Origin of the sequence: Streptomyces griseorubiginosus, assembly GCF_017614965.1 — a bacterium.
GTDB lineage: Bacteria > Actinomycetota > Actinomycetes > Streptomycetales > Streptomycetaceae > Streptomyces > Streptomyces griseorubiginosus_B.
Genome location: NZ_WVUG01000302.1, coordinates 1 through 10,635, shown reverse-complemented (window position 1 = coordinate 10,635; position 10,635 = coordinate 1). Strand labels below are relative to the sequence as shown.

General features: G+C 71.1%; 8 protein-coding genes and 1 pseudogene. 6 read left to right on the top strand and 3 right to left on the bottom strand.

Annotated elements, in window-relative coordinates:
* Positions 1-189: 189 nt before the first annotated feature.
* Both GRC12_RS36185 and GRC12_RS36180 read left to right on the top strand, forming a co-directional pair.
* A complete protein-coding gene (locus GRC12_RS36185) occupies positions 190-2,136 on the top strand; it encodes an ABC transporter ATP-binding protein (RefSeq protein WP_439959926.1) in 1,947 nt (648 codons plus the stop codon).
* Between the two features lie 113 nt (positions 2,137-2,249).
* Entirely contained in the window at positions 2,250-3,182 is a 933-nt protein-coding gene (locus tag GRC12_RS36180) for an EamA family transporter (protein ID WP_208784284.1), read from the top strand.
* A gap of 88 nt (positions 3,183-3,270) precedes the next feature.
* Here the strand turns inward: GRC12_RS36180 and GRC12_RS36175 are convergent, their stop codons facing one another.
* From GRC12_RS36175 to GRC12_RS36165, 3 genes and pseudogenes are all read right to left on the bottom strand, one after another.
* The gene (locus tag GRC12_RS36175) at positions 3,271-4,014 is read right to left on the bottom strand and encodes a class I SAM-dependent methyltransferase (protein ID WP_208784281.1); all 744 of its coding nucleotides are present in this window, start codon (positions 4,012-4,014) and stop codon (positions 3,271-3,273) included.
* A gap of 199 nt (positions 4,015-4,213) precedes the next feature.
* Complete coding sequence (locus GRC12_RS36170; RefSeq protein ID WP_208784279.1) at positions 4,214-4,492, bottom strand: DUF397 domain-containing protein; 279 nt, start codon at positions 4,490-4,492, stop codon at positions 4,214-4,216.
* Positions 4,452-5,122 (bottom strand): annotated as a pseudogene (locus GRC12_RS36165) (helix-turn-helix domain-containing protein). Before GRC12_RS36165 ends, GRC12_RS36170 begins: the two are co-directional and overlap by 41 nt.
* 127 nt (positions 5,123-5,249) lie before the next feature.
* Here GRC12_RS36165 and GRC12_RS36160 point away from each other — a divergent pair.
* The 4 genes from GRC12_RS36160 to GRC12_RS36145 form a co-directional block, all read left to right on the top strand.
* On the top strand, positions 5,250-6,044 hold the full coding sequence (locus tag GRC12_RS36160; RefSeq protein ID WP_208784277.1) for a TIGR03084 family metal-binding protein: 795 nt from the start codon (positions 5,250-5,252) through the stop codon (positions 6,042-6,044).
* Positions 6,041-7,720: an acyclic terpene utilization AtuA family protein gene (locus GRC12_RS36155; protein WP_208784276.1), complete on the top strand. Its 1,680-nt coding sequence runs from the start codon at positions 6,041-6,043 to the stop codon at positions 7,718-7,720. Before GRC12_RS36160 ends, GRC12_RS36155 begins: the two co-directional genes overlap by 4 nt.
* Positions 7,675-9,315, top strand: a complete 1,641-nt coding sequence (locus GRC12_RS36150) for an acyl-CoA carboxylase subunit beta (protein WP_439959925.1) — start codon at positions 7,675-7,677, stop codon at positions 9,313-9,315. The genes GRC12_RS36155 and GRC12_RS36150 overlap by 46 nt, the downstream gene beginning before the upstream one ends.
* Before the next feature lie 17 nt (positions 9,316-9,332).
* Positions 9,333-10,635: acetyl-CoA carboxylase biotin carboxylase subunit (locus GRC12_RS36145; protein WP_208784274.1), on the top strand; the 1,303-nt coding region annotated here is incomplete at its 3' end.

Below are 10,635 nucleotides of genomic sequence, written 5' to 3'. Positions count from 1 at the left end.
GCCGAAGCCCAAGAAGAAGCACCCCAAGCCGCCGGTTCCCAAGCCGATCCCCGGCGACGACAACTGAGTGAGGTCTGAGAGGGCCGACGGGATTCCGTCGGTCCTCTCTGCTTGATTGATTCAGGAATTCCTCGCCACGGAATACGGCGGAATACGGCGGGATACGGCAGAATCCGGAGGGAATGTGAAATGGATATGGACGAGGATGACGAGGAGTACGAGTACGGCACTCCCACCATTCCGGCCCGCATCGCGTTCCGCAGGTTCTGGCCGCTGACCCGTGGACTGCGCCGCTGGCTGGTCCTCGTCTGGGTGTGCACGGTGCTCGCCGCGCTCGCCGAGACCGAGGCGATCCTGGTCTTCAGCGACCTCACCGACCACGCGCTGCAGAAGGGCTCGCTGGCCGCCTTCTGGGGGCCCGCGGCGAAGTGGCTCGGCGTGGCGGTGCTGGGCGCGGTCGTCGCGTACGCCGGCAACTCCCTCGCCGCCTGGGTCACCGAACGCTTCGTGATGAGACTGCGCGAGCATGTCTTCGACCACGTACAGCGGTTGCCTCCGCACTTCTTCCAACGGCACCGGCAGGGCGACCTGTTGTCCCGGCTGACGAGCGATGTCGAGGCGATCGAGACGATGGTCGTGTCGGGGCTGGTCGGCGCCGCCTCCGCCGTCTTCTCCGCCCTCTTCTACGCGGCCGCCGCGTTCTGGCTGCGCTGGGACCTGGCCGCCGCGACCTTCGTGCTGGCCCCGCTCTTCTGGCTGGCGGCCCGCCGCTTCTCCGGTTCCATCAAGGACGTCTCTCGCGCGGGCCGCGTCGCCGACGGCGCGATCACCTCCGTCGTCGAGGAGTCCCTGTCCAACATCGTGCTCACCCAGGCCTACGACCGACGGGACGCCGAACGCCGGCGGCTGCGCGAGGAGGCGAACGCCTGGTTCCGCGCCTCGGTCCGCTCCACCCGCCTGAACGAGGCGTACGAACAGTTGGTGGCCGTCATCGAGACGGTGTGCGTGCTCGCGGTGATCGGCATCGGCGCCTGGGAGATCTCCACCGGCCGGATGACCCTCGGCCAGCTCCTCGCCTTCGCCGCCTTCCTCGGCTACCTCTACCCGCCGGTCCGCGGCCTCGCTCAGCTGGGCCTCACCGTCACCGCGGCGACCGCGGGCGCCGAGCGGCTCATCGAGGTCCTCGACGTCGAGCCCTCTGTCGCCGACCCCCGCCGGGGCGCCGAGCCCGGCCGCCCGGACGGCACGGTCGAGGTCCGGGGCGTCTCCTTCAGCTACCCGGGCGCCGACACCACCGCCCTCACGGACCTCTCCTTCACGGTGCGTCCCGGCGAACTCGTGATCGTCACCGGCCCGAGCGGCGCCGGCAAGTCCACCGTCTCCAAGCTCCTCCTGCGCTTCTACGACCCCGACGCGGGCGACCTCCTCCTCGACGGCGTCCCCCTGCGCGACTTCCCGCTCGCCCGCCTGCGGGAGTACGTCACCCTGCTCCCGCAGGAGACGCTCGTGCTGCACGACACCGTCCGCGCCAACATCGCGTGCGGCCGGCCCGGCGCCAGCGACCAGGCCATCGAGGAGGCGGCGCGGGCGGCGGACGCGCACGACTTCATCGTCCGGCTGCCCGAGGGCTACGACACCCGGGTCGACCCCAACTCCGCCCGCCTGTCCGGCGGTCAGCTCCAGCGCCTCGCCATCGCCCGCGCCATCCTGCGCGACGCCCCCGTCCTGGTCCTGGACGAGCCCACGACCGGCCTCGACGCGATGGCCGCCCGCCGGGTGGTCAAGCCGCTGCGCCGCCTGATGACCGGCCGTACGACCATCATGATCACCCACGACCTCAACCTCGCCCCCGACGCCGACCGCATCCTGGTCGTCGACCGTGGCCGGATCGTGGAGACGGGCCGGCACGAGGAACTGCTGGCGCGCGGCGGCGCCTACGCGCGTCTGCACCGCTCGCAGAACAACGCCGTGATGGACACGGGTGAGCTGCGGATGCCGCTGGACCACGGCTATGACGAGCAGCCCGCGTATGCCCAGTACCCGCCGCAGCCGGCGTGGCAGGCGCCGTCGTACCAGGACCAGTACGCCGATCACACGCAGTACCCCCAGCACCCCCAGTACACCGAGTGGTTCTGAGTCCACCATGCGGGACAGTTGCAAAACGGGTTCACACGCCTGACGGAGTCTATTACCGTAGACCTTGCAGTGCAGCATGCTGAACGAACCCGAGCCGATCACCTGGACCGCCCGTGACCACGCCCAGCACGACGACTTCCTCGCCGACGACGTCCGCCTCCGCGGCCCCGCGCGGCCGGGGTTCGCTCGGCCCCATCGGCCTGGTGCTGTCGGGCGGCATCTCCGTGCAGTTCGGCGCGGCGCTGGCGGTGAACCTGATGCCGAGGGCGGGCGCGCTGGGTGTGGTGACCCTCCGCCTGCTCGCCGCGGCCGTGGTCCTGCTGCTGGTCTGCCGTCCCCGGCTGCGCGGCCACTCGCGCACCGACTGGGGCACGGTGCTCGCCTTCGGTGTCACCCTGGGCGCCATGAACGGCCTGTTCTACCAGGCCCTCGACCGCATCCCGCTCGGCGCGGCGGTCACCCTGGAGGTCCTCGGCCCGCTCGCCCTCTCCGTCCTCGCCTCCCGCCGCCTGATCAACGCCGTATGGGCCGCGCTCGCCCTCGCGGGCGTGTTCCTGCTCGGCGGCGGCGACTTCGGCGCACTCGACCCGGTGGGCGTCGCGTTCGCCCTCGGCGCGGGGGCCATGTGGGCGGCGTACATCGTCTTCAGCGCCCGCACCGGCCGCCGCTTCCCGCAGGCGGACGGGCTGGCGCTGGCGATGGGGGTGGGGGCGCTGCTGATGCTGCCGCTGGGGATCGCCGAGTCCGGTACGAAGCTGGCGGACCCGGTGACGATCGCGCTGGGCTCCGCGGTGGCGATCATGTCGTCGGTTCTGCCGTACACCCTGGAGCTCGTGGCCCTGCGCCGCCTGCCCGCGCCCACCTTCGCGATCCTCATGAGCCTGGAGCCGGCCCTCGCGGCGACGGCCGGTTTCCTCATCCTGGGCCAGACCCTGAGCCCCGTCCAGGCGGCGGCGATCGCCCTGGTCATCGGCGCGAGCATGGGGGCGGTGCGGACGCAGGTCGGGCGGGGGAAGGCGGCGATGCCGGAGGCGACGGTCTCCTGAGGTCCCGAGGCCCTGAGGCCCTGAGGCCCTGAGGCCCTGAGGCCCTACGGTCCTGAGTTCGTGAGGTCGAGGGAGGCCGGCCGGCGGGTCAGTCGGCGGTCTTCTCCCACACCGACACGTGCTGCCGGCTCTCGCTCGTGAAGAGCTCCCGCGTCCAGCCCTCCCACCGCTCGCACAGTCGCATCCCGGCCAGCCGTGCCATCAGGTCGAGCTCCGAGGGCCAGACGTAGCGGAAGGGGACGGTGAGATACGAGCCGTGGCCCTCCCCGTCGACCCTTACGTGGTGCGAGCTCATCGACTGGGTGGCGACGTCGTAGAGATCGAAACCGAGCCGTCCGTCCCCGACATGGAACGGCACGGCGTTCTGCCCGGGTGGCAGCCTGCGCAGATCGGGGACGCCGACCTCGACGACGAAACGGCCGCCGGGTTCCAGGTGCTCGGCGACGTTGCGGAAACAGTCGACCTGGGCGTCCTGAGAGGTCAGATTCATGATCGTGTTGAAGACCAGGTACGCCAGCGAGAAGCTGCCCGCCACCCTGGCCGTCGCGAAGTCCCCGATCGTCACGCCGATCGCGTCACCGCCGGGCTTGGCCCGCAACCGCTGCACCATCGCCCGGGACATGTCGATGCCGTGCACCTCGACACCGCGCCGCGCGAGGGGCAGAGCGACCCGTCCCGTGCCGATGCCGAGTTCGAGCACCCGCCCGGTCCCGGCAAGCTCGGCCAGCAGGTCCACGGCCGGATCCAGTCTCTCCGACGCGAACATCTCCGCCGACGACTCGTCATACCCCGCCGCGACGGACTCCCCGAAGTAACCGTCTTCATCGATCACCGGGGGACGGTAGCGCCGCGGGGCGGATGGTCGCGCGTGAATTTCCGGGTACGGCGGGATACCCAGTGGGACTAAAGTCGGGTTCGTGAGCGTGCAGCGAACTGAGCCGTCGGCTGACGGGCCGCTGATTCCGCGCCCGGAGCGCGCACCGGGGGTGGTCACTATCTGGCAGGTCACGCCGGATCCCCTCGCATGAGCTTCAGCCGCGAGGTTTCCCGGAGGTCCCGCGAACGAAGGCGGAGAAGGCCGCCGGGCTGAAGGTGACCACCCCGGCGGAGGGGTTCTTGGAGTCGCGGACGGCTATGTGGGGGGCCACGTCGGCAACCTCTACGCAGTCACCTCCGGTGTCGCCGCTGTAGGAGGACTTCGCCCACACTGCGGTGCCGAGAGGGGCGCACTCGATGCATTCCCCTCCCGTGCCTCCGCTGTACGACGACTTACGCCAGCGCGCTCCCGTCAGGGACTGCCTGTTCTGCATACCGTTCCTCCCGTACGCGGGCGATCAGCGCTGCCGAGTCCTCGACTGAGAGGGCCGCGGCCTGCAGATGATCGTAACGATGCGAACAGTCCTTGACGACGTCCGGGCTGGCCGTCATGTACCCCTTGTCGTAGTTCTCCGAGTAGGTGACGTCGGGGTCCTCGGCGAAGCGCAGGACGGTGAACGAGCCAGCTGTTGCAGGGTGTTGGCCCACACCGAACGGGAGGACCTGCACGCACAGGTGGCGTCGGCGCTGGAGGTCCAACAGGTGCGCGAGTTGCTGTCGCATGACCGCTCTCCCGCCGAAGGGGCGGTGCAGCACGACCTCGTCCAGCACCACCCACACCAGTGGTGGGTTCTCCCGAGGATGAGCTGCCTTTCCATACGCGCTGCCACCTGGTCGTCGAGCTTGTCCGCCCCGCCCGTCCCCAGCGCCGCGTCCACCCGCTCCGAGAACTCCCGTTGCGGCACCTTCCCCGCCGTCTCGATCTGGCCGATCAACGACCCCGTACAGAACACGATCGACCCGAGTGACTTCTGCGTCAGCCCCGCCGCCTCCCGAACGCGGCGCAGCTCGTAGCCGTAGTAGTCCAAGGGTGACGCGCTGGGATCAAGCTCGCGGATATGCACGGCCACCACCTCCCATCACGCAGAGTAGCCGAACGACCGCGAAGAGATCCCGGGGTTGTGGAAAACCGTCCGGCGAATTAATGCAAGCACGCTTGCTTGTTTCTGGGCCCCCTGCCATGCTCGCCCCATGGCCGACCCGACGCCCGTCATCGACGATCTGCGTGCGGAGAGCGAGGAACTCGACCGGCTCGTGGCCGAGTTGAGCCCGGAGCAATGGGTGCTCGCGACTCCCGCACCAGGCTGGACCATCGCCCACCAGATCGCCCACCTCGCCTGGACCGACCACTCCTCCGTGTTGGCGGTGACGGATCGGGGGGCATTTCACCGCGAGGTCGAGAAGGCGCTGGCCGCGCCAGGCGACTTCGTCGACAACGGCGCGGAGGAGGGAGCGGGGAAGCCGCCCGAGCAGCTGCTCGCCGACTGGCGGGCCGGACGCGAGGCGCTGGAGGCGGCCCTGCGCTCCGCACCCGAGGGCGCCCGTTTCCCCTGGTACGGGCCGCCCATGTCCACCGCCTCCATGGCCACCGCCCGTCTCATGGAGACCTGGGCCCACGGCATGGACGTGGCCGACGCCCTCGGCGTGAAGCGCACCCCCACCGACCGCATCCGGCACATCGTCCGCCTCGGCGTCCGCACCCGCGACTTCGCCTTCGGTGTGCACGGGCTTCCCGTGCCGTTCGAGGAGTTCCGCGTGGAACTCACCTCACCGTCAGGGGAGTTGTGGGTCTACGGGCCGGAGGACGCGGACGACCGCGTCACCGGACCCGCGCTGGACTTCTGCCTTCTCGTCACCCAGCGCGCCCACCGCGCCGACCTCGCCCTCGAAGCCGTCGGCCCCGACGCCGCCCGCTGGCTGGACATCGCCCAGGCCTTCGCCGGGCCGCCGGGTGCCGGGCGCCCACGCAAGGGGGAGGGCGCATGACGGCGGCGCTGCGCGTCGGCAACGCCTCCGGCTTCTACGGCGACCGGTTCGACGCCATGCGGGAGATGCTCACCGGCGGCGAGCTGGACGTGCTGACCGGGGACTATCTGGCCGAGCTGACCATGCTGATCCTCGGGCGGGACCGGCTGAAGGATCCCGGGGCCGGATACGCCCGTACCTTCCTGCGGCAGCTGGAGGAGTGTCTAGGGCTCGCCCACGCGCGCGGGGTGAAGATCGTCGCCAATGCGGGCGGACTCAATCCCGCCGGACTGGCGGAGAGGGTGCGGCTGTTGGCTGACCGGCTCGGCATCCCGGTGCGGGTCGCCCATGTCGAGGGTGACGATCTCACCGCCGCCCACCCGGGCAGCCTCGCCGCCCACGCCTACCTCGGCGGGTTCGGGATCGCCGCCTGTCTGCGGGAGGGGGCGGACGTCGTCGTCACCGGGCGTGTGACGGACGCCGCGCTCGTCACCGGGCCGGCTGCCGCCCACTTCGGGTGGGGGGAAAGCGAGTACGACCGGCTCGCGGGGGCCGTCGTCGCCGGGCATGTCCTGGAGTGCGGGACGCAGGCCACCGGTGGGAACTACGCGTTCTTCGCGGAGGGGGGTCGGGACGTCCGGAGGCCGGGGTTTCCGCTCGCCGAGATCCATGAGGACGGCAGCTGTGTCGTCACCAAGCATCCCGGTACCGGTGGCTTCGTGGACGTGGGGACCGTTACCGCGCAACTGCTGTACGAGACCGGGGGCGCCCGGTACGCGGGGCCGGACGTCACCGCCCGGCTGGACACCGTACGGCTCACCCAGGACGGGCCGGACCGGGTGCGGATCGACGGGGTGCGGGGTGAGGCGCCGCCGCCGACCCTCAAGGTCGGTCTCAACCGGCTCGGCGGCTTCCGCAACGAGGTCGTCTTCGTCCTGACCGGCCTCGACATCGAGGCCAAGGCCGCGCTGGTGCGGGAGCAGATGGAGCCGGCGGTGAGCAAGGTCGCCGATGCGCGCTGGGAGTTGGCGCGTACCGACCGGCCCGACGCGTCCACCGAGGAGACGGCGAGCGCGTTGCTGCGGCTCGTGGTGCGGGACCCGGACCAGGAGGCGGTGGGGCGGGCGCTGAGCGGGGCCGCCGTCGAGCTGGCGCTCGCCAGCTACCCGGGGTTCCATGTGCTGGCGCCACCCGGAAAGGGTTCGCCCTATGGGGTCTTCGAGGATGTGTACGTCCCCCATGGTGCCGTCGGCCATGTGGCCGTCCTCCACGACGGGCGCCGGGAGCCGGTGGCGCCGGCCCACCACACCCTCGTACTCGACGATCCACCGGCCGTCGAACTGCCGGAACCTCTTCCCGCCGGGCCCCTCCGCCGTGCACCGCTCGGGCTTCTCGCCGGGGCCCGCAGTGGGGACAAGGGCGGGAACGCCAACGTGGGGGTGTGGGTGCGGACGGACGAGGCCTGGCGGTGGCTCGTCCACGAGCTGACGGTGGACCGCTTCCGGGAGTTGATCCCCGAAGCCGGCGAACTGCCCGTCACCCGGCACGTACTGCCGAACCTGCGCGCCCTGAACTTCGTGGTCGAGGGGATCCTCGGCGAGGGCGTCGCCGCCCAGCACCGCTTCGATCCGCAGGCCAAGGCGCTCGGCGAATGGCTGCGCTCCCGCCACCTGGACATCCCGGAGGTCCTGCTGTGACCGTCATCGAATCCGGCCTGGACATCGCCGGTCCGGACTACCGGGCCAACCGCGAGGCCATGCTCGCCAAGCTCGCCGACCTGACGGCCGAGCACGCGAAGGCGCTGGCGGGCGGTGGTGAGAAGTACGTCCAACGGCACCGCGAGCGGGGGAAGTTGCCGGCGCGTGAGCGGATCGAGCTGCTGCTCGACCCGGACTCGCCCTTCCTGGAACTGTCGCCGCTGGCCGCCTGGGGCAGCGAGTACACCGTCGGCGCCTCGCTCGTCACCGGCATCGGGGTGGTGGAGGGCGTGGAGTGTCTGATCACCGCGAACGACCCGACCGTGCGCGGCGGCGCGAGCAATCCCTGGTCGCTGAAGAAGGCGCTGCGGGCCAACGACATCGCCCTCGCCAACCGTCTGCCCTGCATCAGCCTGGTGGAGTCGGGCGGCGCCGATCTGCCGTCCCAGAAGGAGATCTTCATCCCCGGGGGCGCCATCTTCCGGGATCTGACGCGGCTTTCGGCGGCCGGGATCCCGACCGTCGCGGTCGTCTTCGGCAACTCGACGGCCGGGGGCGCGTACATCCCCGGCATGTCCGACCACGTGATCATGGTCAAGGAGCGTGCCAAGGTCTTCCTCGGCGGGCCGCCCCTGGTGAAGATGGCCACCGGTGAGGAGAGCGACGACGAGTCCCTCGGCGGTGCCGAGATGCACGCGCGCGTGTCGGGACTCGCGGACTACTTCGCCGTCGACGAACCCGACGCGCTGCGGCAGGCCCGGCGGGTGGTCGCCCGTCTCAACCACCGCAAGGCGCACGCCGATCCGGGGCCCGCCGAACCTCCCAAGTACTCGGCCGACGAACTGCTGGGCATCGTCCCGGGCGACCTGAAGACCCCCTTCGACCCGCGCGAGGTCATCGCCCGGATCGTCGACGCCTCCGACTTCGACGAGTTCAAGCCGCTGTACGGGACGAGCCTGGCGACCGGGTGGGCGACCCTGCACGGCTATCCGGTCGGCATCCTGGCGAACGCCCAGGGGGTGCTCTTCAGCGAGGAGTCCCAGAAGGCGGCCCAGTTCATCCAGCTCGCCAACCAGCGCGACATCCCGCTGCTCTTCCTGCACAACACCACCGGCTACATGGTCGGCAAGGAGTACGAGCAGGGCGGGATCATCAAGCACGGCGCGATGATGATCAACGCGGTGAGCAACAGCCGTGTCCCGCATCTGTCGGTGCTGATGGGCGCCTCCTACGGCGCCGGTCACTACGGCATGTGCGGGCGGGCCTACGATCCCCGCTTCCTGTTCGCCTGGCCGAGCGCCAAGTCGGCCGTCATGGGTCCGCAGCAGCTCGCCGGCGTGCTGTCGATCGTCGCCCGGCAGTCGGCGGCCGCGAAGGGGCAGCCGTACGACGAGGACGGCGACGCCGCCCTGCGGGCCATGGTGGAGCAGCAGATCGAGTCCGAGTCGCTGCCGATGTTCCTGTCGGGGCGGCTGTACGACGACGGCGTCATCGACCCGCGCGACACCCGCACCGTCCTCGGCCTGTGTCTGTCGGCCATCCACACCGCGCCGTACGAGGGTGCGCGCGGCGGCTTCGGCGTCTTCCGGATGTGAGGGATCCAGTGACTTCCATGATCACTTCCGTACTGGTCGCCAACCGGGGCGAGATCGCCTGCCGGATCTTCCGCACCTGCCGCGAGCTGGGCATCCGGACGGTCGCGGTGCACTCCGACGCCGACGAGAACGCGCTCCACGCGCGCGTGGCCGACCTGGCGGTACGGCTGCCGGGCGCGGCGCCCGCGGAGACGTATCTGCGCGGCGACCTGATCGTGAAGGCGGCGATCGCCGCGGGCGCGGACGCCGTACACCCCGGTTATGGCTTCCTGAGCGAGAACGCCGACTTCGCGCGGGCGGTCCTCGACGCCGGCCTGGTCTGGATCGGGCCGCCCCCGGCCGCCATCGAGGCCATGGCGTCCAAGACCCGCGCCAAGGAGCTGATGGGGCTCGCGCCCCTGACGGACGTGACCGAGGCCGACCTGCCGGTGCTGGTGAAGGCGGCCGCCGGCGGCGGGGGGCGCGGGATGCGGGTCGTGCGCCGTCTTGAGGAGCTGGGCGCCGCTCTGGAGGGCGCCCGAGCCGAGGCAGCGAGCGCCTTCGGGGACGGCGAGGTGTTCGTCGAGCCGTACGTCGAGAACGGCCGCCATGTAGAGGTGCAGGTGCTCGCCGACGCGCACGGCACCGTGTGGGCGCTGGGCACGCGCGACTGCTCCCTCCAGCGGCGCCACCAGAAGGTGATCGAGGAGGCGCCCGCGCCCGGGCTCTCCGAGAGACTCGAAGAGGAGTTGCGCGCGCTGTCCGTGCGCGCCGCGCGCGCCGTCTCGTACGTCGGCGCGGGCACGGTGGAGTTCCTCGTCGCCGACGACAAGGCCCACTTCCTGGAGATGAACACCCGCCTGCAGGTGGAACACCCGGTCACCGAGGCCGTGTTCGGCATCGACCTGGTGGCCCTGCAACTCCGGGTCGCCGAGGGACACCCCCTCGACGGCGACCCGCCACGCGCGCGTGGCCACGCCGCCGAGGCCCGCCTCTACGCCGAGGACCCCGCGCGGGACTGGTCCCCGCAGACCGGCACCCTGCACCGCCTCACCGTCCCCGGCATCCGCCTGGACACGGGCTACGAAGACGGCGACACCATCGGCGTCCACTACGACGCGATGCTCGCGAAGGCCGTCGCCCACGCCCCCACACGCGCGGAGGCGGTCCGCAGACTCGCCGGTGCCCTAGAACGCGCCACGATCCACGGCCCCACCACCAACCGCGACCTGCTGATCCGCTCGCTGCGGCACGAGGAGTTCACCGCGGCGCGCATGAACACGGGCTTCTACGACCGCCACCTGGCCGCCCTCACCGAACCGGTCCCCGACCCGCACGCCC

What these genes read in the sequence shown, in the direction of transcription:
- GRC12_RS36170 (WP_208784279.1), bottom strand. Translation starts at nt 4,492, where the DNA reads ATGCAGAACAGGCAGTCCCTGACGGGAGCGCGCTGGCGTAAGTCGTCG.
- GRC12_RS36150 (WP_439959925.1), top strand. Translation starts at nt 7,675, where the DNA reads ATGGCTGCGCTCCCGCCACCTGGACATCCCGGAGGTCCTGCTGTGACC.
- GRC12_RS36160 (WP_208784277.1), top strand. Translation starts at nt 5,250, where the DNA reads ATGGCCGACCCGACGCCCGTCATCGACGATCTGCGTGCGGAGAGCGAG.
- GRC12_RS36185 (WP_439959926.1), top strand. Translation starts at nt 190, where the DNA reads ATGGATATGGACGAGGATGACGAGGAGTACGAGTACGGCACTCCCACC.
- GRC12_RS36155 (WP_208784276.1), top strand. Translation starts at nt 6,041, where the DNA reads ATGACGGCGGCGCTGCGCGTCGGCAACGCCTCCGGCTTCTACGGCGAC.